The organism is Vibrio sp. 05-20-BW147 (genome assembly GCF_013369385.1).
Taxonomy (GTDB): domain Bacteria; phylum Pseudomonadota; class Gammaproteobacteria; order Enterobacterales; family Vibrionaceae; genus Vibrio; species Vibrio floridensis.
Genome location: NZ_SZTO01000018.1, coordinates 17,656 through 43,745 on the forward strand (window position 1 = coordinate 17,656; position 26,090 = coordinate 43,745).

Below are 26,090 nucleotides of genomic sequence, written 5' to 3' on the forward strand. Positions count from 1 at the left end.
TTATGACGTACTTCAATTCCTCATCAGAAATCCCAAGCGTTGGCTTTCGCTCTCAAATTTCCGCCGTTTGTCTTGGCGTGCTCTCCGCGCTTGCAGGCGTAACTTCTTTGCATTCACAAGCCTCTGAGCTTGAAACCGTGACACTTCGCCCCTCACAAACTGATTTTGGTGGCGTGGGTTTAATGCAAATGCCGTCTGGCCGTATGGCAAAAGAAGGTGAATTCAACTTTGGTGTTAACCTCAACGACGACTATCACCATTATTACACCTCGCTGCAGTTGTTTGATTGGTTTGAAACCACCATTCGTTACACGCGCGTGCCAGATATGCTGTTTAACCCGAACCCAGATTACAGCGGCGATAATCTCTATACCGATAAAGGTATTGATTTCAAAATACGCCTTTGGCAAGAGAGCTACTGGTTACCTGAAACCTCAATTGGCATTCGAGATTTTGGCGGGACAGGTTTATTTGATGGCGAGTTTATTGCCGCGACCAAACGGTTTGGTCCTATCGACTTTACCCTAGGTATGGGATGGGGTTATATCGGCCAAAGTGGCAATTTCACCAACCCATTTTGTAAAGCTAGCGACAAGTTTTGTGAAAGGCCAAGTGATTTCAAAGGCTCAGGTGGCAGCGTTGATTTTGAGCGCTGGTTTAAAGGCCCTGCTGCCCTCTACGGCGGCATTGAATATCAAACACCGTATCAACCACTGCGCTTGAAAGTGGAATACGATGCCAACGATTACAGCCAAGATTTCCCTTATGTCCGTGGTGGTAAACCGATGCCACAACATACCCCTTGGAACTTTGGCGTACTCTATCAACTTGGGGATTGGGGCGATGCTAAGTTAAGTTATCAACGTGGCGATACACTGACATTTGGTTTTAATCTCTACACCAATTTTGATGATCTCAAAGCCGTTTGGCGAGATGAACCAAAGCAAGCCGTTACGGGAAGACCAAGCGAAGGCAATACCGATTGGCAAGCAGTCGCCCAGCAACTAGACAGCAACGCGGGTTATCAGCAAAGCACCTTGTATGAACAAGGCGATGCTTTGGTGGTTGCGGGTGAGCAGGTTAAATACCGTGATAGAAAAGAAGCGCAAGATCGCGCCGCCGCGATTTTAGCCAATAACGCACCAGACTACATCACTACCTATAAGATTGTTGAAACGCGCAATGGCGTGGACTTAACACAAACCGAGTTTGATGCAGAAGCTTATAAACAAGCGGCGACGTATCAATACCTTGGTGCCAATAGCCGTGAGCTAGGCAGTACCAGCGAGCCCGATTACCGTGAAAACGCAAAACCATTAACGACATATCACGAGCGCTGGAACGCAGGTATTTCTCCTGTGTTGGCGCAATCATTGGGTGGCCCTGAAGCGTTCTACTTGTTCCACCTTGGTTTTAATACCGAAGCGAACTATTGGCTAACCAACAACATCGAAGCGAGCGGTTCTATCTACGTCAACCTTGCCGATAACTACGACAAGTTCAACTACGTAGAGAAAGACCCTCATATTTCGAACTTCGCTGTGCCGCGCGTGCGAACGATGTTCCGCTCATACGTGAGCGATAACCCTGTTCGTCTAAACCATATGCAGCTCACTTGGTTTGCTCAACCTACGCAGCAAGTCTATACCCAAATGTACGGCGGTTATTTGGAAACCATGTTTGCTGGTGTAGGTGGTGAAGTGCTTTACCGTCCATTAGGTAAAAACTGGGCTTTGGGCTTGGATGCGAACTTAATCTCACAGCGTGACCCAGATAGCTGGTTTGCTACCTTTGATGAGCCGTTTGTTTATTACGATGGCTACGACGCCTCTAACTGCAAACCAAACGATGTTGGCTGCCAAGCTTACGTGCTTGATAAAGGCACAACGGGTCAACTTTCGGCTTACTACATGCCTCAGTGGTCTTTGTTGGAGAACACGTTGTTTAAAGTCAGCGCGGGTAAGTTCTTGGGCGGCGACAACGGGGTACGCGTCGATTTCTCCAAACAGTTTAAATCCGGCATGATTGTTGGTGCATTTGCGACCGTGACGGACCTGACAACTGAGGAATATGGCGAAGGCAGTTACAACAAAGGCTTCTATATTTCGATTCCATTTGATGCGATGACAATCAAACCAAGCACGGCGCGTGGTGTTTTTGCTTGGCAACCCATCACGCGAGATGGCGGTCAAACACTGAGTCGCAAGTACGAGCTATTTGAAGTGACCAACGCGAGAAGCCGTTGGTATTAAGATAAAAGGGTCTAGGGTCTAGGGTCTAGGGTCTAGGGTCTAGGGTCTAGGGTCTAGGGTCTAGGGTCTAGGGTCTAGGGTCTAGGGTCTAGGGTCTAGGGTCTAGGGTCTAGGGTCTAGGGTCTAGTTTTCATATTTCTTCCCTCTAGGCAACTGAATTCTCATCTGATTGGGAGTTCAGTTGGCCTCACACCAAGGACCCAGGTTAAGACCTAGTTCTAGCGCCCCCCCCATTTTCCTGATAAAATTTGCCAGCATTTTTAACCTTAGGTGGAAGATTTATGATCATCGTCACTGGCGGTGCTGGCATGATTGGCAGCAACATTGTTAAAGCCCTAAACGAGATTGGTATCAATGACATTCTGGTGGTGGACAACCTAAAGAACGGTAAAAAGTTCAAGAACTTGGTCGATCTCGACATCACAGACTACATGGATCGCGATGATTTTCTCACTCAGATTATGGCTGGAGATAACTTTGGCCCAATCGAAGCGGTCTTCCACGAAGGTGCTTGCTCTGCTACCACAGAGTGGGATGGCAAGTACATGATGCTCAACAACTACGAGTATTCAAAAGAGCTGTTACATTACTGCTTGGATCGCGACATCCCATTCCTTTACGCTTCATCTGCCGCCACTTACGGTGAAACCGCGGTATTTAAAGAAGAGCGTGAATACGAAGGTGCGTTGAATGTTTACGGTTATTCAAAGCAACAGTTTGACAACTATGTCCGCCGTTTGTGGAAAGATGCGGAAGAACATGGTGAGACGCTATCACAAATCACAGGCTTCCGTTACTTCAACGTTTATGGCCCTCGTGAACAGCACAAAGGCAGCATGGCATCAGTTGCTTTCCACCTTAACAACCAAATCCTTGCGGGTGAAAATCCAAAGCTGTTTGCCGGTAGCGAGCATTTTAAGCGCGATTTCATCTACGTGGGTGATGTGTGTAAAGTCAACTTGTGGTTTATGCAACACGGCGTGTCAGGCATATTCAACTGTGGTACAGGCAACGCGGAATCTTTTGAAGAAGTGGCCAATGCCGTAATCAAACATCATGGTAAAGGGCAGATTGAAACCATCCCATTCCCTGAACATTTGAAAGGCGCGTATCAAGAGTTTACTCAGGCCGATCTCACAAAACTGCGCGCCGCTGGGTGTGATGTTGAGTTTAAGACTGTCGCTGAAGGCGTGGCAGAGTATCTGTCGGTTTTAGATCCTAGGATCTAGGACCTGCTCTTCCCTAGGATCTGCTCTAAAAAATTAGTATGAAAACTGAACGTAACGATTTCGATCCCAAAGCGTACAACCCCACCTTTCAGTGGGGTTTTCTTGCTCCTAAGCATTGGGGAACTTGGTTAGGTTTACTGATCGGCATTCCACTCGCTTTACTGCCAATACGATTGCAACGATGGATGGTCAGCAAAATCATCAACTGGCTAGCCAACAAACCACCACGCACTGTGCATAATATCTGGACCAATCTGACGTTATGTTTCCCCGAAAAAAATGACGCAGAAAAAGAAGCGATTTTACGCGATTGTTTGACCACCGCAGGCGTTTTCCTGTTCAACTTCCCGCTTATCACCCTATTTGGTCAACGCTACCTTGAAAGACGTTGCGATATTGAAGGCTTAGAGCATCTTGAAGCGGTGAGACAACAAGGCGATAACGTCATTTTGCTCACGCCACATACTTGGGCCATTGATGTCCTTCCCATATTACTTGCCGCGAAAGGCAGCCCCGTCGTGGCGATGGTCAAACAGCAAAAAAATCCGGTCGGTGACTGGTTGATGCACAGGCAACGCATTCAGTTTGGCGGCCGCATTTACGAGCGCAGCGCGGGCATCAAACCCTATATGAAATCGATTCGTGAAGGGTACATTGGCTACTATCTGCCCGATCAAGATCATGGTCGTGAACAGAGTCTGTTTGTCGATTTTTTCGCAACCCAAAAAGCAACCCTGCCGGGCTTGGGTAAACTGGCCAAAGTGAGCAAGGCGAAAGTACTGTCAAGTTTTACTCGCTTCAACACAGAGACTGGACGCTACGAAGTACGCATTTTTCCCGCTTGGGAAAACTTCCCATCAGAGAATGAACACTCCGATGCAAGACAAATGAACGCTTTTATTGAACAACAGATCGCACAATACCCAGCACAATACATGTGGACTTTCCAACTACTGCGCACTCGGCCCGATCCTGAAGAACAAAGCCCCTACTACGATGAACAGCTAAAAAAACCAACGGCAAAATCATGAAAAAGATTCTAATCATTGGCCCTTCATGGGTTGGCGATATGGTGATGTCGCAATCGCTCTACACCACGCTAAAACAGCAACACCCAGATGCACTCATCGATGTGATTGCCCCAGGTTGGTGTAAGCCTATCTTAGAACGTATGCCGGAAGTTAACCGAGCGATTGAAATGCCTCTTGGACATGGCGAGTTCAATCTATTAGGTCGCCGAGAAATTGGCAAATCCCTCAGAGAGTTTGGTTATGACCACGCTTACGTTTTACCGAATTCTGCCAAATCAGCCCTAATCCCTTGGTTTGCTAATATTCCAAAACGCACAGGGTGGCGAGGCGAAATGCGCTATGGGCTGCTTAATGATTTGCGCCCCAACAAAAAGGCCTTTCAGTATATGGTGGAACGTTATGTTGCATTAGCGCACCCTCGCGAGCAGATGACAGATTCCTCTTCTTTGGGTGGCTTGGAAACCTTGCCTCGGCCAAAACTCACGATTGATACCGCCGCTCAGCGACAAACACTGAACAAGTTTGAGCTATCAACCGCATCAAAAGTGATCGGACTCTGCCCAGGCGCGGAATTTGGCCCTGCGAAAAAATGGCCAGAAAGCCACTACGCAGAGGTCGCGCATGCGATGTGCCAACAAGGCCACCAAGTCTGGCTATTTGGTTCACAGAAAGATCTCGATACCTGCAACAACATCAAGCACGGTGTTCCCCACGAGTTCCATTCTCAAATCCATGTTCTCGCGGGCCAAACCAGCTTAATTGAAGCAGTAGACCTGCTTGGCGCTTGCCATACTGTTGTTAGTAATGATTCTGGCTTGATGCATGTCGCGGCGGCCGTGGGCTGTAACGTTGTGGCTGTGTATGGCTCAACCTCACCCAAATATACCCCACCACTGGCGGAAAAAGTCGAAATCGTACACACCGATATTGAGTGTCGTCCATGTTTTAAGCGTGAGTGTCCAAGAGGACACTTGAAGTGCCTAAAAGAGTTAAAGAGTATCGAGGTCATTCGCAAGTGCTAGAGCGATTAAACTTAAAAAATGCACACCTACTGTTGGTGCTATTTTGTTTCACTGGTTTATTTCTTGCCGTGGACTCCTATAACCATATCACTTTGCTGATTGTTGGCTGTATCTTGGCTAACATCATACAAAAAAAGAGCGCAAAAATAGATATAAATGAAACCACCTTAGTGTTTGGTTTTTCTTTGCTAACCGCGATAGCCATTAAGCACTTTTATGGTTATAGTTCGAGCTCTTTGAGAATTATTGCTCTATTTTTTCTTTTGAGCCTATTTTTACCTAAAGCAACAATTTCTAAACACGCTTTGTCGACTATTATTGTCATTGCTTCAATTAGCACAGTTTCCTATAGTCTTTTTCAGTATTTTATATTAGACAAAGGTCGCTATTGGGATATTAACCCAATTCTACATGGCACATTCACATCTACTATGGTTTGCCTATGTTTGTTCTTCTGTTTAACCGCCTCAAAAAAAAAGGAACAGTGGCTTTATTTTGGCGCAGGAACTTTATTTGCGTTCAGTCTAAACCTCTCAGAGTCCCGAGGCCCATTGCTCAGCATGCTAATAACCGGCCTTTGCATCGTGATATTCCTCTGCTTTTCCAAACGCTGTAAACACAAACAAGCAATCATCGTGTTTGTTACTTTTCTAATTTTTAGTACAGCAAACTCGCAATTGTTACAAAGGGTTTTTTATAAATCTGAAATGTTGCAAACGTCAAGTTTGGCATCATCTACTTCAGGAGCAGAAAAAAACGTTCAAGCCCGATTCGACATGTGGAAACAGGGAGTCTTGCTATTACAGGAACAGTTCCCAAACGGATATGGGAATGAGACGACTTCCTTGATGAACAACATGCTAGATGAAAAAGGAATCAGCTATTTTAATGGTGTTAACTTTCAGCACTTTCACAATCAATACATAGACTACTCTGTTCGATATGGCTTTTTGGGTATCATCTTTGTCATTTTATTATTTAGTTTCCCGTTTTACTTCGCTCTTAAACATAGAACTGACAACACTTACATTTTAGCTATAGCATCTCTAGTATATGCAATAAATTCATTAACTGATGTTCCTTTATCACACAAGCCTACTTTGGCATTTTTCTTGTTTATGTTTATTGTCGCCATTTGGTATCAGCCATCAGAAAATAAGCAAAGTCATATTGGTTAGAGCATGATTATTATTTATAGATTACTACTGGCACTATTGCTCCCGGCAATAATAGTGATTTATCTGCGAGAAGCCTTAAAAAATCAGCGCAGAATGTATCGCTTCGGAGAGTACTTTGGCATCACCCCCAAAACAACCCCGAATACTCGCCCATTGTGGATTCACGCCGTATCGGTCGGGGAAAGTCTTGCCGCTATACCTTTGATTAAAGCTATTAAAGCGCAAACGCCAGAACAGCTGATTGTCGTCACCACCACCACCAGTACTGGCGCTGAGCAAATCGAAAAATTGGGCGAGTTAGTCGAACATCGTTACATGCCTATCGATTTCTCTTTTGCGGTTCGCAGTTTTATCCGAACAATAAATCCAGCCAAGATGTTGATTATTGAAACAGAGCTGTGGCCAAACACACTCACTACCGTGCGGGAAGCCAATATCCCGATAATCGTGGTGAATGCTCGTTTATCAGAAAAATCTCAGCGAAACTACGCAAAAGTTCAGCCGTTGTTTAACCGAATTCACCCTTGTTTTAGTAAAGTGTTGTGTCAATCGCAGGTAGATGCAGATCGTTTTGCCAAACTTGGTGTTTCATCAGATAAGCTCGTTGTGACGGGTTCAATCAAATTTGATATCTCTATCTCCGATGAGATAAAACGCCAAGGTTCTGAACTACGCGCTCAGCTTGGCCAAAGCAGGCCTGTATGGATAGCCGCGAGCACCCACAAAGGTGAGGATGAACAGGTACTAGATGCCCATAAACAAGTACTAGAAACACATCCAAATGCACTCTTGATATTGGTCCCCCGCCACCCTGAGCGTTTTGATTCAGTCTTCGAATTATGCCAAACGCAAGGCTTTGAAACAGAAAGACGTACACAAACAAACACGTTTGTCGACTCCGCCCAAGTTTATCTCGGTGACACCATGGGTGAGATGTTGGTGTTACTTGGTGCCGCGGATGTCTGTTTTATGGGCGGAAGCTTGGTTGGAGACAAAGTCGGCGGGCATAATGTGTTAGAACCTGCAGCGTTGGGCATACCAGTCATTACCGGCCCAAGTTTCTTTAACTTTAAAGAAATCACCATGGAGTTACAGCAAGCCAATGGCATCATCATTAGTGAACATACTGATATAGCTCAGAACGTAACGAGATTACTCTCAAGTCAGATTATGCGGAAAACCATCGCAGACTCGGCGATTGCCGTTGTGCTCCGAAATCAGGGCTCATTGAATGCTACACTTCAAATCATTACGGATTAATCTATGAACGTTTTTCTAATTACCTCACCATTTCAATATATATGTGCCAATGAAGCACGATTAACTTATCATTTGGAAGAAAATATACTGATCTACGTTGAGCAAGAGTCTGAAACTGGCATTAGACAAATGAAGAGGCTCTTCGAGGAGGATGTGTGGCAGCATATCATTCGCATCCCCCGCTCCAATAGAACATTTCACGTCCCCTCAGCAATAAAAAAAGTCAAACGTTTACTCGGTAATAAATCGGTCAAAAATTTTGTTTTTAGTGAGTACTATGGCTGGAGAAGCAATCTATTTCTTGCCAACTTGAACGCTGAACACTACATATACATCGATGATGGTACATCAACCTTGTTAGAATACGATGATTTTATCTTACCCAATAAGGCCTACACCAGAAAACGAATTATTCAGGATGCTTTGATTCGCCTACAGGGGTTAAAACCGCCACAACATCAAACTCGAAATGACAAATTGGAACTTTTTTCCATTTTTGAGTTTAATGAAAATAAAGTTGCATTTCGAAAAAATAATTTAGATGGGCTAAAAAAACTCATCCATACTAAAAATGTTTATCATGAATCTGCACCAGTAGGTTTGATAGGTCAAGCGTGCGTGGGGGAAAAACGAGGTATCTCAATTGACACTTACATTGAAGAGCTTTCTAGAATTGCAGAGAGCGAGCACAGAGGCATCGTGTATTTCCCACATCGGACCGAGTCAGAGACTGTGAAGAGCAAGGTGCTAGAGATAAACAATTTAACTTATCACCAGCCTTCTTCACCGATTGAGTTAGAAATTGCACTGTCAGGGCAGCGGCTATCTGGTATTACTGGAGTAACATCAAATGCCCTTTATACTGTGTCACTCATTTATCAAGATTTGCCGATTCAAGTGATTGGTGGCGAACTCAAAGGAAATAATGATAGAGATGCCAGAGTGCGATCTTTCCTAAACGGTTACTTTAAAAATTATCGTGAAAGCAATATTTGATTCACTTGATTGACAACCAAGTTGGCAACGACTTGGTGTCCTTGCTCATTCAAGTGATAACCATCGTCTAAAGTGATATCTTCTATCGATTCATCTGGAATAGTCACAATGAACACATTATTGCTTATGGATACCATTTTTTCTATAACACTATTATAGAGATCAATCTGCGACTGAATACTCGGATTACTCTTCAACATTGCCTGACCAGGGTTGATTATCTTAATAAAAATAACAGAGCTTCCATTTACTATCTGCAAGATTTTATTTAAATTTTTCTCAAACCTCTTTGGTTTCACATAAGCACGCTCAGCACTAGATTGACGATTCTCTTTGGCCCACTTGATGATTTTTTCTCGCCACGACTGTGGTAATCTCGCCAATTGTTTACTTTCAAAACGAGTAAATAATCTAGGAGCACAATCTACTATGCCCAGCTGAATGATAAAAATATCGGCTTCAACACCCACCAGTTTTTTCACTTTTTTTGTCGTTGATGCACCTTTTACGCGATTAATATATTCCACCGGTTCAATTCGGCTAAATAACACCTGCGGCCAACGAGCGGCATCTGAAATATCGTCTTCCCTCGGAGCTGCGAGAGAATCAGCTAAAATACATATTCTTTTCATAGCGAACTCATCGAGCAAGTCAAGTGACTTGCTCTTTTTTCATCCGTTAATACCCTGCGATACGAGCATAGATATTGGCATTTATTTTATGCTGAGCTAAATGGCATAGGGACTCACGATGTCCAAAGAGGAAAGCTTCCACCTGTTTATATAAGCCCGGCTTGAATTGCGTATCCAAACTATCATCCAACTCAACAAACTCAACTGCCACACTGCCCAGTTTTTGGATCTGTAATTTTTCCATCGGTCTGAAAATAAGACGATGGGATCGGGTTAGCACTTCAACACTCCACCGACCTGGTGCGCCCCAGTGTCCATGGTAAGAAAAAAGTGCACCTTTATCTGAAACCCCAGCACCAGCAAAGTTATACGAGCGACTATGCCAATGCGATCCACCTTTAACAAAGCAATTAATTTCACGCGGAAAGCCACCTAGGAAAAATGCCATATCAGTAACGTGAGTGGTATTCGCCATAAACCAGTTTTCTTTCACACCATCGGCCTTTTGAATACCTTCAATCACGTGTCCCCACTCTGTAACTTCAAAGTTGAAGCTTTCTACACCGCCATCTTGCGCGATGATTTTCTGCGCTTCAAGTAGTGATGCATAAAAACGTCGGTTGTAGGCAACGTAGACATCAGCCTTCATGGTTTGAGCATAATCCGCTAACGTGCCGATTTGTTGTACATCCAAACCCGCTGGTTTTTCTACCAAAATGTTCTTAATACCATGCTCAATCAATGCTCGCGTAGTCGACGCCAACTGCTCTACTCCAGTAGTGACGATCGCATGCTCATATGCGTCCAGCGACTCAGTAAGGCAAAATTGTTCGAGCCCCCCAACAAAAGGCTGAACCCCGGTCGCCAACTTAAACTTTTCGGCAGACGCTTCACTGCGTCCAACAACATTAAATGTCTGTTTTTGCGCTACCAACACTTTCGCGTAATCTTGTGCCATTGCACCAGCGCCTACAATTAAAATCATGGTATCTCTCTTAGGTAATGGGAGCTAAACGATGTGGATCGAGTACGGATTTAGGTTCAAATACTACCGCAGCTGACATCAAAAAATGCTTGTGCAGCATGGCCGAGATCGACAATGGCGTTAGTGGACACTCTCCCGTTGCCATCAAAGATTGCACCACTTCGTTCGTCAATTGACTCTGATAGAGAACTTGCATTGGAGTGCATTCAATCACACCATCCTGTGCATCCAAATGACGAACTTCGCCTTCACTCTCAGAAAGCTGATAACGCTCTCCATTGCAGATAACCTCTATCTCTAGCGACACTTGGCCATCTTCGCTGGCTAAACAGCTTAATGATAAATGGTGTCGTTGGTCTTGGGTGCTCGCTGACAAACCGCCTAATACCTCTTTGTAACCTGAACGCTTACTGTCAATGATCTGACAGTCAGCAGAAAAATGCAGTGAGTAATCGGAAAAATTGGTAAAATATTGCCATAAATCAACAAAGTGAATCGCATTACAACCCAGCCCCCAGTTGTAACCTCGTACATTGAGTGTCAGTGACTGAGCGTGCCTAAAACGTTCTGCGAGCTCTTGGTAGGCAACGAATTGTCTTCTAGGGCAATTAACCCAAGTTTTTACGCCATGTTCCGCTAACAAGTCACATGCTTCATCCAGCTGTGCAACAGACTGGAAGAGCACTTTCTCTAAAATCAAGAACTTTACTCTTACCTGTTGAAGCAAAGCTTTCACCACTTGCAAACGAATCGCAGCATTGGTTGCCACCACCACCACTTCAAACTGCTCACCAGCTAGCTCTTCAAGTGAGTGTACGAAATTACAGATTGGACTCGTTACTAAGCTAACCTCTTGGTAACGTTGCTTTGCAATACTCAGTGAGGTGTCGACTGGATCGACAACGTTAATCTGGTAGAGGTCACCCGATAATCCAGCCAACGCTTGTAAATGCCGGCTACCAAGTTGCCCTGCACCGACAATAAGGAGTTTCTTCATTTTTTTCGTTTCATTTTTTTTCATGGCGAATGGTTTCCTCCAGTAAAGTTTCCCATTTAGACCAAATGTGTTCTGCACTGTAACGTCGGACGGACTCTTTGGCTTGCTGACCAACTGTCAGCCGTAGCTCTCTATTTTGCATAAGCTCAGACAACGTATCTGCCATGCTATCGACACTACTTTCAAGATAACCAGTATGACCGTGTTTTATCTGGCGACTAAGCCCGGAACAATCGTCAAAAGCAACACAGGGTAGTCCCGCGGCCATCGCTTCTCCCAAGGCTAAACCAAAACCTTCAAACGCAGATGGAAAGCAGCAGATCGATGAGTTGAGCAGCTCTGCATAAGGTTGCTCGGTCACCCCTTCAATTTTAACCATCTCAGTCAATTGTTTAGATGCGATTAAGCGTTTCAAACCTTGCACGTAGCCCTCATTGGCAACATTGCCGAACAAGTGAAGTATCCAACCATTGCGCACCTCTTTGGGAACTTTGGCTATCGCTTCAATTAACTTATGCTGACGTTTGTTCTCTTCCAGGCGAGCCATGTAAACCAGTTTAGGTTCAGTACAGGTCGATGAATACTCCAACTGAGGAATCACATTACCGATGGTAACCACCGGAACGGACGTTAACTTGCTCACTGGAGCTTTATACTCATCAAGCAGTACCTGGAACACGTCACTATGTTTGACGATATCTCGTTCATAGCTAGCTAACTTAGGAAACACTCGATGGGTATCGGTGTGGCACATGGTAATTATTGGAAATGCACTCGTTGGCATGGTAGCAAGAGCGATTGATCGCAAATCCGACATATTAAACGCAATACAAATATCGGGTTGAAAGGCATTTAGAGTATCCTTTAGCGCGTCGGCAACCAGCTCTTGCCGCTTCTTCGTCAACGCATTGTAATTTTTAGGGAAACCTAAAAGTTTTTCACTTGCGCGGATAAGCTCCCTTTGTACTTTGACCAATTTGTAGCCAGAAAAACGGAGCGGTATCGCAAGATTAACCATCTCAACACTCGAATCATAACTGTAGAGAGGCTGACCTTGTCTTGCGTCATCATAAATGGCCATAACCTGATGCTTTTGGCCAAAATGATTTGCCATGGAAAAAAACACGTCGTGCCCGCCACCTTTACGATTGTGAACTTGACTGTGCGCCATCACTAAAGCAATTTTCATGTTTGTCCTTATAGGCTAAAGCCATCATCAACAACAATGTTCTGTCCGGTAACGTAACGCGATTGTTCTGAGAGCAAAAACAGCACTGAACCAACCACTTCTTCCACATCCAACATGCCAGCGCCATGCGTTTTCTCTTTATAGGCTTGCAAAAATGCTTCAGGTTGATGGTCAAAAATGCCGCCAGGGCTAACACAGTTGATGCGAAAACGACTGTCATTCACGTAAGACACCACGTATTTGTTGAGGTGTTGAATAGCCGACTTGATCGCTGCGTATTCAACTGGCATCGTCATCGGCGTGTTGTTATAAATCTCGAATTTTGGTGCTACGACCCCATAAATAGAGGAGATATTCACCAACGAAAATGGCTGTTGCTGCAACTTAAAGTAAGCTGCACATTGTTGGGTGAAAAGAAAAGCACTACCCAAATGCAGAGACAAATTTTCATTAAAACTGTCTAAACTTACGTCAAAAAAGTGCTTACCGTAGGTTTTATTACGAGGATAGGTTGAGTTGACCGCGCCATCAATGTGTTGGGCCTGCTTACTAAAGAAAGCTTTGACACTCTCTTCTTTAGTCACATCGAGTTCGCAACAGCATAGCGTCTTATCTTGTAAGTCAACGCCAAGTGAAGAAAGGCGTTCACGCATCGCTTCTACATGAATATCCGCTGCAATGACCTTAGCACCTTGCTTGAGTAAAGCGGGAACTAAGCGTGTTCCAAGTAGACCACCCGCCCCGGCAACAAGAATAGTTTTATTATTGAGCAATTGTTCCATTAGTTGCTTCCCTCAAGGATTGCTTGGGCTAATTTAAAGTCATAAATATCATCAATATCCACCGCTCGCTCTTTTGGCACTTCGATGCTGGTGACTTTGCCCGAAAAAATACCATAGTGATTGAGCACAAAGTGAGGCGTCGTCGCATACACAACCGTAGTGATATCAAACACCGCAGGGGCATCTTGACGGCGAGCCACTTCACCTTGTGGCTTATTGACGAGCTCAACCATCCCAGTATCGGTCTGCTTCACCATATTAAAAAAAGGACTGCGACTCGCTGGTGTCACTGATATACAGATATCTGCTTCGGTGGTGAAGAGTTTGTTGATAGCACCTTCCACATCATCAATACTTCTCAACGGACTGGTGGCAGGTAAACTAATAAATCCATCAAACTCTCCATAGTGTGCTTGTACCCATTCAATAGCATGACGCCAAGACAGCCATTCAGGACTTGTATCACTGGCGAGCTCCGCAGGACGCTCAATCACTATCGCTCCCGATGCAAGCGCGACATCTGCAATTTCAGCATCATCCGTTGAAACAAAAACATGCTCAATTGAAGGGGTGGCCAAAGCAGTATCAATGGAATACTGCAGTAATGGTTTGCCCGCTAGTAATTTGATGTTTTTTCTTGGTAGCCCCTTAGAGCCACCTCGGGCAAAAATAAAAGCACAGTTTTTCATTCGATTATTCACCTTTTAACTCACCCTGCACCGATGTGATTGGAAAGCGCTGTTTGATTTCTTCTATAAGTTCAACACTTTGAGCTGCCTCAGCAAGAGAGACACATTGATTGGGTTGTTGATGGATTTGCGCGACAAAGTCGGCAAGCATCGCCGTGTACATTTGGTTTTTATCCCATTTGGGCTCACTGTAAAGTACTTGGACACCTTGCGGTGTAACAAATCGGATTTCATTGCCAATTAAGTCCCACTCCAGCGCTCCTTTGCTACCCACAAAACGACATTGCCGATGCGCCTTGCGCTGCAAAAAGTCGAGGTGCATGTGTACGATCGCTTGCTTTGAGGTACTTAACAACAGATCTGCACTGTCTTCAACTTCAAGAGCAAGCTCTTTGGTTTGACGCAAAATAGCGTGTTCGAGCGTTAGAGTACCCAGTAGCCATTGAGTGTAATCAAACTCGTGACTAAGCTCTAACAAAGCACCTCCGCCTAAACTGGCTTTCGCGGAAACACTGTCACGATAGTCTTTGCTTGGTCGCCAATCAGGCAAATACTGCCCAATCTCGACATGAGCATGATACAAATACCCAATTTTGCCTAAGCTAAGTAGGCTTTTCATCTGAAGTGCCGAAGAGAGATACCGTAGACAATAACCAATTGACACTGGTGTATTGTACTGTGAGGCAATGCTCTGTAGTCTTTTTACGTCATCGACTGTTGCAGTCACTGGTTTCTCAATTAAAACTGGAATACCCGCTTTGATCAGAGGGATTGAATGCAGTGCATGGAAAGGTGCTGGCGATGCAATGATCACGAGTTGAACATGCTGATCGACGAGTTCCTCAATAGACGTCACCAGTAAGTCTGCATCATTGACCGTTTCTTGAGGAACACGCCCACTGGCCGACATCGCATACAGCAGTGCGTTGGGGAATAACTGTTTTAAATTCCGTCGATGGCGAGTCGCGATATTTCCTAGCCCAACAACAGCAACTCGTTCCATTAGTCCAATCCCAAAGTATGGATATCTGCTTGCGCTCGATTGAAATCATCCATTCGGCCGATATCCAACCAATACTCGTGAATTGGGAACATCAAGACGTTGTTTTTTTCCTGCATGTGTTGTTCTAATAGCGTCGGCATATCAATACGATGATTTTCGGGTACCGATTGAATGACTCTCGGAGAAACCACGTAAATCCCGGCATTGACAAAGAAACGTTGAATCGGCTTCTCCACCATGCTGGTAATTTTGTTGCCTTCACCGTTGATAACACCGTAGGGAATTTGATAGTCGTATTCGCGAACACACATGGTTGCGTCGGCGTCATGGCTCACATGAAAATCGAGCAGGCGTTGAAAATCGACCTTGGTCAGCACATCACCATTCATCATGATAAGCGGCAAGTCTTTTGGCAGATCGTTCGGCAATAATCCCAGTGCGCCACCAGTGCCCAATGGTGACTCTTCGTGAACATACGTGATATTGACTCCGAACTCTGAACCATCACCAAAGTGAGCATGGATCAACTCTGGCATGTAGTGAGTTGAGATATAGAAATTGACGAAGCCCGCCTTAATAAAACTGCGGATCACCGTTTCAAGGATCGGTTTGTTGCCGATTTTGAGCATTGGCTTAGGACAGTTATCCGTCAGCGGACGCAAACGAGTACCGAATCCGCCCGCCATCAAAAAGACCGGATTTTGGTAAGAGGGTTTGTCGACGAGGGCGCTGTGCAAGGTTTCGAGACCAACAAGATAAGGGCCATCGACCAGAGGAATAAAAAGGATATCCAATTGGTTCATTCGCGCAATCAGATCACTACGATCACTATGTACACTTGCCGTGATGGGCTGACGATTCATCACCTCAGGTAATGTCGTTTCTAACGTTTTGCCTGCGAGCAATCCGCGGCGAATATCGCCATCAGTGACAACACCGAGCAAAACACCCGCCTCATCAACCACCAAAGCAACCCTGAGTGATTCTGCGTCAATAACACGAAGAGCGTCTTTAACCGTCGCGTTTGGTGAAAGGACGGCCTTTTTCCAGTTATTCTTCATTTCAACCAACTTATTGTTTTGAATTCTGTTTGCCAACAACCACCGCTTCGGCTGGCACATACCTCAGTATTGTAGCGCCTGCACCGATGATACTACTTTGCCCTAGATTAATTCCTGGCAAAATAGTGGATCCTGCACCAATGAAGACCTGAGCTTCACTGACAACTTGCCCACATAGGGTCGCACGTGGCGCTATATGGTTATAAGCTCCAATTTGGCAATCGTGCTCAATCAAAGCTTCGCTATTCACTATGGTATGCTCGCCAATAACCGCGCCAGTCTGTACTCTCGCACCAGGGAAAATCTGTGCTCCCGATTTCACTTCAGCAAAGGAAGAGACCTTAGCGTCACTCGCAATCACCGTTTCAAAAACATACCCTTGTGCGAGAAACTTCTCGTTAATACGCTGACGAAAAGTTGAACGAGGCATCATGCCAATACCGTTTACCAACCGCACACTATCTGGAGAGAAGCGTGTAATATCCTTATCTTGGGTAAGATGGGGAATGCCTGCCAATACCGCTCGTGATGAAACGTCATCAGGGCAAATGACGGCAAGTATTTCTCGTCCTTGGCCAAGTAAGATATCAGCCAAAACACTGGCGTGCCCGCCTCCTCCAATCAAAACAAGTGGTAACGGTTTATTCAATGATCAAATCTCCGATTTGGTAATCTCGGCTTGCTTTGCGCTCGAGCATCTCCCAATACTGATAAGGAGACATACCATTACCCGGGCGCTTAATCGTCACGTTATCTGCACTAAAAGCATCTCCCACTTGAATCGCTTGACTTGCCACCAGGCTTTTGCGTGCCACCGCTTTATTTTTGACTTCAGAGACGGTTGGAGATTTCACTGCTGATCCTAGCGCCAACTCAACCTGACGGATAGCCTTCACCATCGTGGTAAGTTCATCAGGTTCAAGTGATGCCTTGTGATCTGGCCCTTCCATATTTTTGTCCAGCGTGAAGTGTTTTTCGATCAACACCGCACCGCGCGCAACGGCGGCAATCGGTATGGTGATCCCTTCGCTGTGATCAGAGTAACCCGCAGGTAAATCAAACGCCTTGCCGAGCGTATCCATCGCTTTCAGATTAATTTCTGCCATCGGGGCTGGGTATTCGGTGGTGCAGTGCAGGATGGTCACTTTCTCTTTCAGAGCTTTCTGCCCTTCATTTGATGCGTAAGCTTGCTGAAAAGCCAATACCGACGGTGCAACGTGATCCGCTGCAGTGTAGCCAAAAGCGATGACGCCCAATGCCATTTCAATCTCGGCCAGTGTCGCCATCCCCGTAGACACGATTAAATCACATCCTGTGCGCGCATGCTCAAGGACTAATGGCGCATTGGTCAACTCACCAGAAGGCAATTTCAGTCGCGTTAAACCAAGATCATTAACGAGGAAATCTAAGCTTTCAGAATCAAAAGCGGTCGAAAGGAACTCAATACCCAGTGAGTCACAATGTTTGACTAACTGGTGGTGAGCCGCATAAGACAGCTCAAGTCGGCTAAGCATGGCTAGCTGCGACTCTTGCTTTTGCGTATTGGCCACTTGGTAATCCGCTTGCTTGGCTTGTTCTGTCACTAAGTTTTTGGCTTTAAAGGTTTGAAACTTAACAATATCGGCACCAGCTTGATGCGCAGCGTCGACGAGTTTAAACGCCAGTGCTTCGTCGCCATTATGGTTTACACCCGCTTCTGCAATGATTAGAGTCATGCTGCCTCACTCAATCGGTTCAAAGGGTAAGTCATAGAATGACTTACAAGGTTCAAAATGAAGTGATTTTATCATTGCAATCACTTGCGCACTGCTATCACCTTGGCCATAAGGATTATCGATCACTTCACCGTCAGCCTTATAACCTATGGTAATGGCAGTTTGAATTGCTTGTTCAATCTCTTCTTTAGATGCCCGGCAATGCAAGACACTTTTTGCGGCCAAACGCCCTTGCTGACGCACACCAATATTCACCGTCGGTACATCAAAAGCAGGCACTTCAATAATGCCACTGGAAGAGTTGCCAATCACAACGCTAGCATGTTTCACCGCGCTGAGATAACGCACTTGCCCTAAAGAAGGAATAGCAAGCACACGCTGGGGATTTGCCGCAGCATACGCTTCAAGCATTGGGATGATACGACGTCCACCATCATCGGCATTCGGATAAGTGAGGATAATTTGATGCTCAGGATACGAATCCAGTGCATCCAGTAACGCTTGAAAACTGGTTTCGGGCGCTTCTTCACCCAAGGTAACGGGATGGTAGGTCACCAAGAAGTACGGCTGAGTCAAAGGGAAGTTGAGTGATTGAGCCAGAGCAGGCACATTCATGAACTGAGCGCGTTTAAGGTGGTCAAGCCCAATAGCGCCGATATTTTTCACGCGCTCTGGCGCTTCCCCTAGCTGGATCACACGTTGACGATACGCTTCGGTCGAGGTGCCATGCAAATAACTCAGCTTGGTGATCGCATGACGAATGGCGTCGTCATACGCGCCCTCGGTGATCTCCCCACCATGCAAATGAATCACCGGAATACGCAGAATCATCGCCGTTTGTGCCGCGGCCAAAGCTTCAAAACGATCGCCAAGAATCACCAGAACGTCTGGGTTAAGCCGAGCCAAAGCATCCGCAAACCCCAACACGCCTAGCCCCATGCTTTTGGCGGTGCCTACTGCCGAATCCGATGAAAGTAAGATTTCGATTTTTTCGTCGATATGAAAGCCATCTCGCTCAATTTGCTGATAGGTTTCGCCGAACTCAGGCGATAGATGCATACCAGAAACCAGCAGTTGAAGCTTCAGATAAGCATCGGCTTGAATATCCTTTAGAAGCCAAAAGAGCAGACCATATTCTGCTCTTGTTCCGGTAAAGACGGCGACTTTTTTCTGATGTTCGCTCATGCTCGCTCCCTCACCTAAATGCCGACAGGCGTACTCGGTAAGTTAATCAGGTGTGCTTCAATGAACTCTGAATGGGTCAAATCCCCACGCAGGGCTTGTTCGAACATTGGCAAACGATGCATTAACTGCCAAATTGGGCGAGTCATAACGCCAACTGCATTAGTTTGCTCTAGCAGTTCATTACGCTGCTGTGTATCCGCGCAAATGATGGCATTGAGCCAGTAGTTTGATTGCGCGTATTCTGGCTCGACCACAAACGTCACATCGCTACTGGCGAAAAACGCTTGGTATTGATGTGCCAATTGGCGTTTTTGCGCCAGATAGTGTTCAAGTACTTCCATCTGCGCACAACCCAGCGCCGCATTTAAGTTCGGCATGCGATAGTTGAAGCCAGGCTCATCATGGAAGAACTCATAAGGATGGGGAACTTTTGCGGTTGTGGTAACGTGCTTAGTGCGTCTGCCCGCCTCTTCACTCCCGCAAAGCACCATACCACCACCACCTGTGGTAATGATTTTGTTGCCGTTGAAACTCACCGCACCAAAATTACCGATTGTTCCCGTGTGCTTCCCCTTGTAAAACGAGCCTAGACTTTCTGCTGCGTCCTCGACTAGCGTGATGTTCCATTTCGAACAAACGGCAATCAGTTCATCCAATTCTACCGGATGACCAAAAGTGTGCATTGGCACCACGGCTTTGATTCTTCTGCCCGTTTGCTTATGGATGCAACCTGCCTCAGTGACTTGCGCATTCTCTTCTAAGAAAGCATCCATCGCTTTAGGGCAAAGCCCCAAGCTCACAGGGGAAACATCCACAAAAATCGGCTCGGCGCCCATGTGATAAAGCGCATTACAAGTAGCAACAAACGTCAGTGCTTGCGTGATCACAAAATCACCACGTTCAACCCCTGCCATGTAGAGGGCGGCGTGCAAGGCTGCGGTACCGTTGACCGTCGCCACCGCCTTTGGAGTACCAGTAAACGCTTCCATTTTACGTTCGAATTCATCGACAAACTTACCGACGCTGGAGACAAACGTGCTGTCAATGGTTTCCATTACATACACTTTCTCATTGCCCGCAAAAGTAGGGGCATGCAATGGAATAAAATCTTGGGTTTGGTATTGGTCGCGTACAAACTCAACCAGTAACTGTGCGTTCATTCTTCTTCACCCTTACATCTTGCTATCGAGGTATTTGCCCGTTTCTTTATGACCGAAATCGGGGATCATCGTAAAGAAGAGCGCCACAATCTGCTCTTTGCTCCAAGCTCGTTGATCTTTCATTTGGGCAATTTGTTCTTCAAAAAGACTCAACAGCTCCGGTTGATACAGAGGTTCATTTTTGATGATGCCCAAATTTTCAAAACGAGCCATATCAAGCACTTCTTTATCAGTGAAAAACTCTTCGAAATCCTTTTCACCCGTTGTATCACTTTCGGTGAAAAGACAAGGCCATTTGCCTTGTGCGGGTAGCGTTTTCGCCAGTTCACGAGCTTCATCTTCATTGGCACACAAGTGAGGCTCGTAACCACGTTGCTCGAGGTACTTCACTGCAATGTCGGCAAATGTAATCAGATGCAATGCTTCACTGAGTTTCGGGAAGAAGATGTCGCGATTTTCACCAAAAATACACGACATCAAACACAGCTCACCCGATTCTTGAGGAGTGACAAAATAACGTTTGATATCGTTTGGTGCGACAATCGGCTGATTTTTTTGGATACGTTGGTTAAAACCGTGTAGCAGCGAACCATCAGAAAAGGCCACGTTAGCAAAACGCGCAGTTGAGATGGCAATTTGCTCACTCTTGCGCATCAAGAACATTTCCATAATGCGTTTGGACGCCCCCATCATATTGACGGGGTTGGCCGCTTTATCCGTCGAGACACAGAAGTACTTTTTAACGCCAGCATCAATCGACTGTTGAATCGTCTTGTCAGTGTTGAATACATTGACATCGATCATACGCATTAAGGTAAATGGGTCTTTCTCACTGCGAACATGCTTAAGTGCAGATAAGTTCAATACGTAGTCATATTGGCCATCCGCCTTAATAAACGCATCATACTCAATAGAGCCGATGTCCAACGCGAAAGTTTGGAAATCACCATCTATGTAACCGAATGAACTGCGAATATCGCGTACCAACTCCACCATATTATTCTCGCTGATATCAACAACGTGCAACTTCTGCGGATGGCGCTTAAAGATTTCTTTAGTGACCGCTTGGCCAATCGACCCCGCACCACCAAGAACAAGAAAGCGTGACCCTGAAACGATATGAGATAACTCAGCTTCGTGCTGAGCAATGTCTTGAGTAAACAGCGCATCGGTACGACCGATAAGAGGTAGAATTGGGTTCATAAGAGATGACTACGAGTTATGACTAATAGTCGGATTTTAAACCAAGCCAAGGATTGGGGAAAGGTAAGGTTAATAAAAGTACCAGATACTCAATATCTAGCGATACAAAATTCCATCAAAGGCAGCATTAGCTCTCGTAGGTAATGGCATATGAACACGTGAGAACCAGCGACACAAGTCCTGCTGGCTTTAGCATGCTGCTCACAACAATATCGCGTTTTTACCGATAAAAGCGCCTTGGCTGTCTTTTGCCGACAATTGCGGTTCGCCAGCCTTTTCTAATGGCCACTCAATGCCGATGGCAGGATCGTTCCAGGCGATGCACTGCTCTGATTGAGGGTGGTAGTAGTCGGTGCATTTGTAGACAAATTCGGCTTCTTCACTGGTTACATAGAACCCGTGAGCAAACCCCTCTGGCACCCATAATTGGCGTTTGTTCTCAGCCGATAGATAAACTCCGACCCACTGGCCAAAGGTTGGTGAGTGCTGACGAATATCCACTGCGACGTCAAAAACCTCACCGGAAACAACGCGCACCAATTTGCCTTGTGTGCGCTGTGTTTGGTAATGCAAGCCTCGTAGGATGCCTTTGTTTGACTTCGAGTGGTTGTCTTGGACAAATCGGGTTGGCAGCCCTGTCACCAGCTCTTCAAACCGGGCCTGATGCCACGTTTCCATAAAAAAGCCGCGCTCATCACCAAAGACCGTTGGCTCAATAATTTTGACGTCAGGAATAGTGGTATCGATCACTTTCATTATTTTTGCTCCACATAGCGGTCGAGTTGATTGAGTGCTGCTTTCCAATCACTTGGTTCAAGCTGCAGGTAGGTCTGAAGTTTGGTTGAGTCTAACCTTGAGTTCATCGGTCTTGCTGCGGCGGTCGGATACTCTAGCGTGCTAAGCGGTTTTAGCTGCACATCACGTTCTAACACCCCTTGTTCGTGCGCCAAGGAAAAAATTGCTTGAGCAAACTCAAACCAGCTCACGTGTGGCATGCCAGAAAAATGATACAGACCATAAGCCACAGGCTTGCCACTCTGAAAGCACTTCAGTAGCCTCGCGATAACACACGCAATATCCCCAGCATAGGTTGGCCCACCCACTTGGTCAGAGACGATGCCCAGCTGCGATCGCTCTGCCCCTAGCCTTAACATGGTTTTAACGAAGTTGCTGCCAAACTCTGAAAATACCCACGATGTGCGCAGAATATAGTGTTGTGTACAAGCGTGTTGTACGGCGCGCTCTCCGGCAAGTTTACTCATGCCATAAATATTGCGTGGCGCTGGTATATCGTCTTCGTTGTAAAGGCCATGTTTTTCACCATCAAATACATAGTCTGTGGAGATATGAACAAAGACGCTGCCATGCTGATGACAGGCTTGAGCCAATAACTTGGGCCCTTCTTCATTGACCAGATACGCACTCTCTGGCTCACTTTGCGCTTTATCGACCGCGGTATAGGCTGCAGCGTTAATCACGAACTGAGGCTGAAAAGTTGCCAACACCCTCTCTATTGCTTGCTCATCACAAATGTCCAGTTGCTGACGATCCAGCGCCAAAATCGGATACTCCGAATGCAACGCTCTCACCAAGCATCTCCCCAGTTGTCCGTTCGCTCCAACAATCAACACTCTCATTTATTTGCCTTCTCCGTGACCAACTTCAGCAGGTATTGGCCATAATCATTTTTAAGCATCGCCTTAGCCAAGGTGGTGAGTTGGTCGCGACTCAGCCAGCCGCTGCGCCAAGCAATTTCTTCCAAACAAGCGACCTTCAAACCTTGCACGTTTTCAATAGTTTCGACAAACGAAGACGCTTCGTGCAAGCTCGCATGTGTGCCGGTATCCAACCAGGCGAAACCACGACCAAGCAGTTCCACATTTAAGTTTCCTTGTTCGAGGTAGACTTGGTTCAACGTGGTAATTTCCAGCTCACCGCGTGCTGAAGGTTTCACCCTCTTGGCCATTTCGACCACTCGGTTGTCGTAGAAGTAGAGGCCCGTCACGGCGAAATCGGATTTTGGCACAAGCGGTTTTTCTTCTATCGAAAGCGCTTGCATGTTGTCGTCAAACTCCACCACGCCAAAGCGCTCTGGGTCTTTGACTTGGTAGCCAAACACCGTGGCACCTTGGCCACTTTGTGCATTTTCAACCGCGCTTTTCAATTTGGCGGTAAAGCCCTGCCCATAAAAGATGTTGTCACCCAACACGAGGCAAACGCACTCCTCACCAATAAACTCTTCACCAATAATGAACGCTTGCGCTAAACCATCTGGGCTCGGTTGAATGGCGTATTGCAGAGAAATCCCAAAGTCTGCCCCATCACCGAGCAGACGCCGAAAGCTCGCCTGGTCTTCTGGTGTGGTGATGACCAAAACCTCACGGATACCTGCTAACATTAGCACCGACAGTGGGTAGTAGATCATCGGTTTGTCGTAGACAGGCAACAGCTGCTTGGATACGCCGCGCGTAATCGGATAGAGACGTGTGCCTGAACCGCCGGCAAGAATAATCCCTTTCATTGAAAATAGATCCTAGATTTCTGGGCCCTAACCCCCGACAAGAGCAAGGGCATAGAACCAGCAATTGAAATATGCAAGTTAGTTTGTGCCGAGACGTTCGCGCGAATAAGAACCGTCTAAGACCCGAGACCACCATGCTTGGTTGGTTAAGTACCATTCAACCGTTTTACGAATTCCTGATTCGAACGTCTCTTCTGGCTTCCACCCAAGTTCACGCTCAATTTTGCTTGCATCAATTGCGTAGCGTACGTCATGGCCTGGACGATCTTTGACGTAGGTAATCAGGGATTCGTAGGCATCGATACCCGCAGGTTTGTTTGGTCGGTATTCTTCTAACAAGGCGCAAAGGGTTTTCACCACTTCGATGTTGGCTTTTTCGTTGTGACCGCCGATATTGTACGTTTCACCGATCTCACCTTCCGTCACGACTTTATAGAGTGCGCGAGCATGATCTTCAACGAATAACCAATCACGAATTTGCATACCATCACCATACACAGGCAACGGCTTGCCTTCTAAGGCATTTAAAATCATCAGAGGGATCAGTTTTTCTGGGAAATGGTAAGGCCCGTAGTTATTTGAGCAATTGGTGACGAGTGTGGGCAAGCCATAAGTACGCTGCCACGCTCGCACAAGATGATCGCTGGACGCTTTGGAAGCTGAGTAAGGGCTACTCGGTGCATAGGATGTCGTTTCAGTAAACAGATCATCCGTACCTTCTAGATCGCCATATACTTCATCTGTCGAGACATGATGGAAGCGAAAGCGTGCTTTCGAACTTTCTTCTAGGGTTTGCCAATAAGCACGCGCTGCCTCCAGCAGTGTATAGGTGCCAACGATGTTGGTTTCAATAAACGCTGCGGGTCCATCAATTGAGCGATCCACATGCGATTCCGCAGCTAAGTGCATCACGGCATCTGGCTTGTGCTGAGCAAAAACACGCTCTAACTCCGCACGATGACAAATATCAACTTGTTCAAAAACATATCGCGAGCTCTCAGCAACATCACTTAACGATTCAAGGTTACCCGCATAAGTTAGCTTATCTAAGTTGACGACACTATCTTGGGTGTGATTAATAATATGCCTTATTACCGCAGAGCCAATGAAACCTGCGCCCCCTGTGACTAAAATTTTCATTTTGCTTCCCTTAAGGTATCAATCCCTTGCTCTGCCCATGAACGCTGTTGCCTCACTGTCTCTTGGAACAGTTCATAGTTTGGTGAAGTGCGGCTAAGCCAAGGGTGGTAGATGTGCAGTTGAATCGCCAAACCTTTCATGACTCGGTTCTTGATGCCAATTAAGCCCAATCGGTAATCAAGGTCTGTATCCTCTCCCACCGCTGGTGCTTCATAGCGCATGTCGAACCCATTCACCTTGAGCAAGTCGCTTTTATACAGAGAAAAATTACAGCCCAAGATGCCTGCCGGCTTAAAGCCACCAATCAACTTCTGCTGCCAGGCATAAGGCAATCGGATCCCTTTTTCAACGTGACGGCCTCGATTGCAACGACCTTTCGTTTCAGCATCTGGAGAGGTAAACAAATACTGGCGGAATATTTGCCATTTATGTTGGCTGAAAAACGTTTCAGGGTTTTCACAGGCTTGCATTAAGGGAGTGAAAGGCTCAGGCAGCTCAACTCGACGGCCACTCAGTGCGCTGCCTCGTTGTGCATTGTTAATGTGGTCTTCAATGAAGTGCTTTTCCGGAATGCAATCACCATCAATAAAAATAAGATACTCAGACTCAGCCGCCAGCACCGCATGGTTCAAAATGCGATTTTTCCTAAAACCTTTATCCTCGTGCCAGACTGATTTTAGGGCAAACGGGACTTGGCTCTTCTGTTCCTCAAGCCAAGTGACCGCACCTTCTTTTGAACCATCATCCGCAATCACCACTTCAAAATCCATACAGGATTGCGCTGAGAGAGCTTTAAAAATCAAATCAAGCGCTTGAGTGTTGTTGTAGAACGCGATAATGAGAGAAACTTTCCGTGTCAT

At 46.0% G+C, this 26,090-nt stretch carries 25 protein-coding genes; 7 read left to right on the forward strand and 18 right to left on the reverse strand.

The features are described from left to right. Positions 1-2: 2 nt before the first annotated feature. The 7 genes from FC652_RS15730 to FC652_RS15760 all read left to right on the forward strand — a co-directional run bounded on the left by FC652_RS15730 (position 3) and on the right by FC652_RS15760 (position 8,968). Positions 3-2,252, forward strand: a complete 2,250-nt coding sequence (locus tag FC652_RS15730; RefSeq protein WP_176299334.1) for a YjbH domain-containing protein — start codon at positions 3-5, stop codon at positions 2,250-2,252. Positions 2,253-2,533: 281 nt separating this feature from the next. Next, positions 2,534-3,481 (forward strand): ADP-glyceromanno-heptose 6-epimerase, encoded by a 948-nt coding sequence (gene rfaD, locus FC652_RS15735; RefSeq protein ID WP_176299335.1) that lies wholly within the window; start codon positions 2,534-2,536, stop codon positions 3,479-3,481. Positions 3,482-3,519: 38 nt separating this feature from the next. Continuing rightward, the gene (gene lpxM, locus FC652_RS15740; RefSeq protein WP_176299336.1) at positions 3,520-4,512 is read left to right on the forward strand and encodes a lauroyl-Kdo(2)-lipid IV(A) myristoyltransferase; all 993 of its coding nucleotides are present in this window, start codon (positions 3,520-3,522) and stop codon (positions 4,510-4,512) included. After that, positions 4,509-5,534 (forward strand): lipopolysaccharide heptosyltransferase II, encoded by a 1,026-nt coding sequence (gene waaF / locus FC652_RS15745; protein ID WP_176299337.1) that lies wholly within the window; start codon positions 4,509-4,511, stop codon positions 5,532-5,534. Before lpxM ends, waaF begins: the two co-directional genes overlap by 4 nt. Further along, positions 5,489-6,712: an O-antigen ligase family protein gene (locus tag FC652_RS20845; RefSeq protein WP_176299338.1), complete on the forward strand. Its 1,224-nt coding sequence runs from the start codon at positions 5,489-5,491 to the stop codon at positions 6,710-6,712. The genes waaF and FC652_RS20845 overlap by 46 nt, the downstream gene beginning before the upstream one ends. Before the next feature lie 3 nt (positions 6,713-6,715). After that, positions 6,716-7,972 (forward strand): lipid IV(A) 3-deoxy-D-manno-octulosonic acid transferase, encoded by a 1,257-nt coding sequence (gene waaA / locus FC652_RS15755; protein ID WP_176299339.1) that lies wholly within the window; start codon positions 6,716-6,718, stop codon positions 7,970-7,972. 3 nt (positions 7,973-7,975) lie between these two features. After that, positions 7,976-8,968, forward strand: a complete 993-nt coding sequence (locus FC652_RS15760; protein WP_176299340.1) for a glycosyltransferase 52 family protein — start codon at positions 7,976-7,978, stop codon at positions 8,966-8,968. Here FC652_RS15760 and FC652_RS15765 read toward each other — a convergent pair. From FC652_RS15765 to FC652_RS15850, 18 genes are all read right to left on the reverse strand, one after another. Further along, positions 8,947-9,600, reverse strand: coding sequence for an SGNH/GDSL hydrolase family protein (locus tag FC652_RS15765; protein ID WP_176299341.1), 654 nt, complete (start codon positions 9,598-9,600; stop codon positions 8,947-8,949). The two genes, FC652_RS15760 and FC652_RS15765, sit on opposite strands and share 22 nt — an antisense overlap. A gap of 46 nt (positions 9,601-9,646) precedes the next feature. Next, the gene (locus FC652_RS15770; RefSeq protein ID WP_176299342.1) at positions 9,647-10,585 is read right to left on the reverse strand and encodes a Gfo/Idh/MocA family oxidoreductase; all 939 of its coding nucleotides are present in this window, start codon (positions 10,583-10,585) and stop codon (positions 9,647-9,649) included. Positions 10,586-10,595: 10 nt separating this feature from the next. Continuing rightward, the gene (locus FC652_RS15775) at positions 10,596-11,606 is read right to left on the reverse strand and encodes a Gfo/Idh/MocA family oxidoreductase (RefSeq protein WP_176299343.1); all 1,011 of its coding nucleotides are present in this window, start codon (positions 11,604-11,606) and stop codon (positions 10,596-10,598) included. Continuing rightward, positions 11,593-12,771, reverse strand: a complete 1,179-nt coding sequence (locus tag FC652_RS15780) for a glycosyltransferase (protein WP_176299344.1) — start codon at positions 12,769-12,771, stop codon at positions 11,593-11,595. Before FC652_RS15780 ends, FC652_RS15775 begins: the two co-directional genes overlap by 14 nt. A gap of 8 nt (positions 12,772-12,779) precedes the next feature. Then, positions 12,780-13,553 carry an oxidoreductase gene (locus tag FC652_RS15785; protein WP_176299345.1) on the reverse strand — a complete coding sequence of 258 codons (774 nt, stop codon included), beginning with the start codon at positions 13,551-13,553 and terminating at the stop codon, positions 12,780-12,782. Next, positions 13,553-14,242: an acylneuraminate cytidylyltransferase family protein gene (locus tag FC652_RS15790; protein ID WP_176299346.1), complete on the reverse strand. Its 690-nt coding sequence runs from the start codon at positions 14,240-14,242 to the stop codon at positions 13,553-13,555. Before FC652_RS15790 ends, FC652_RS15785 begins: the two co-directional genes overlap by 1 nt. Before the next feature lie 4 nt (positions 14,243-14,246). Continuing rightward, positions 14,247-15,245 carry a Gfo/Idh/MocA family protein gene (locus FC652_RS15795; RefSeq protein ID WP_176299347.1) on the reverse strand — a complete coding sequence of 333 codons (999 nt, stop codon included), beginning with the start codon at positions 15,243-15,245 and terminating at the stop codon, positions 14,247-14,249. Beyond that, on the reverse strand, positions 15,245-16,306 hold the full coding sequence (locus FC652_RS15800; protein ID WP_176299348.1) for a nucleotidyltransferase family protein: 1,062 nt from the start codon (positions 16,304-16,306) through the stop codon (positions 15,245-15,247). The genes FC652_RS15795 and FC652_RS15800 overlap by 1 nt, the downstream gene beginning before the upstream one ends. A gap of 10 nt (positions 16,307-16,316) precedes the next feature. Continuing rightward, on the reverse strand, positions 16,317-16,955 hold the full coding sequence (locus FC652_RS15805; protein ID WP_176299349.1) for an acetyltransferase: 639 nt from the start codon (positions 16,953-16,955) through the stop codon (positions 16,317-16,319). Beyond that, the gene (gene neuB, locus FC652_RS15810; protein WP_176299350.1) at positions 16,948-18,021 is read right to left on the reverse strand and encodes an N-acetylneuraminate synthase; all 1,074 of its coding nucleotides are present in this window, start codon (positions 18,019-18,021) and stop codon (positions 16,948-16,950) included. Before neuB ends, FC652_RS15805 begins: the two co-directional genes overlap by 8 nt. 6 nt (positions 18,022-18,027) lie before the next feature. Then, the gene (gene neuC / locus FC652_RS15815; protein ID WP_176299351.1) at positions 18,028-19,206 is read right to left on the reverse strand and encodes a UDP-N-acetylglucosamine 2-epimerase; all 1,179 of its coding nucleotides are present in this window, start codon (positions 19,204-19,206) and stop codon (positions 18,028-18,030) included. 14 nt (positions 19,207-19,220) lie between these two features. Further along, positions 19,221-20,366 carry a LegC family aminotransferase gene (locus tag FC652_RS15820; protein WP_176299352.1) on the reverse strand — a complete coding sequence of 382 codons (1,146 nt, stop codon included), beginning with the start codon at positions 20,364-20,366 and terminating at the stop codon, positions 19,221-19,223. Positions 20,367-20,378: 12 nt separating this feature from the next. Beyond that, positions 20,379-21,569, reverse strand: a complete 1,191-nt coding sequence (locus tag FC652_RS15825; protein ID WP_176299353.1) for a UDP-N-acetylglucosamine 4,6-dehydratase — start codon at positions 21,567-21,569, stop codon at positions 20,379-20,381. Positions 21,570-21,770: 201 nt separating this feature from the next. Further along, positions 21,771-22,325, reverse strand: coding sequence for a dTDP-4-dehydrorhamnose 3,5-epimerase (gene rfbC, locus FC652_RS15830; RefSeq protein WP_176299354.1), 555 nt, complete (start codon positions 22,323-22,325; stop codon positions 21,771-21,773). Then, positions 22,325-23,206, reverse strand: a complete 882-nt coding sequence (gene rfbD / locus FC652_RS15835; RefSeq protein ID WP_176299355.1) for a dTDP-4-dehydrorhamnose reductase — start codon at positions 23,204-23,206, stop codon at positions 22,325-22,327. The genes rfbC and rfbD overlap by 1 nt, the downstream gene beginning before the upstream one ends. Continuing rightward, positions 23,203-24,090, reverse strand: a complete 888-nt coding sequence (rfbA, locus tag FC652_RS15840) for a glucose-1-phosphate thymidylyltransferase RfbA (RefSeq protein ID WP_176299356.1) — start codon at positions 24,088-24,090, stop codon at positions 23,203-23,205. The genes rfbD and rfbA overlap by 4 nt, the downstream gene beginning before the upstream one ends. A gap of 78 nt (positions 24,091-24,168) precedes the next feature. Next, positions 24,169-25,230 (reverse strand): dTDP-glucose 4,6-dehydratase, encoded by a 1,062-nt coding sequence (gene rfbB / locus FC652_RS15845; RefSeq protein ID WP_176299357.1) that lies wholly within the window; start codon positions 25,228-25,230, stop codon positions 24,169-24,171. Continuing rightward, a complete protein-coding gene (locus FC652_RS15850) occupies positions 25,227-26,090 on the reverse strand; it encodes a glycosyltransferase family 2 protein (protein WP_176299358.1) in 864 nt (287 codons plus the stop codon). Before FC652_RS15850 ends, rfbB begins: the two co-directional genes overlap by 4 nt.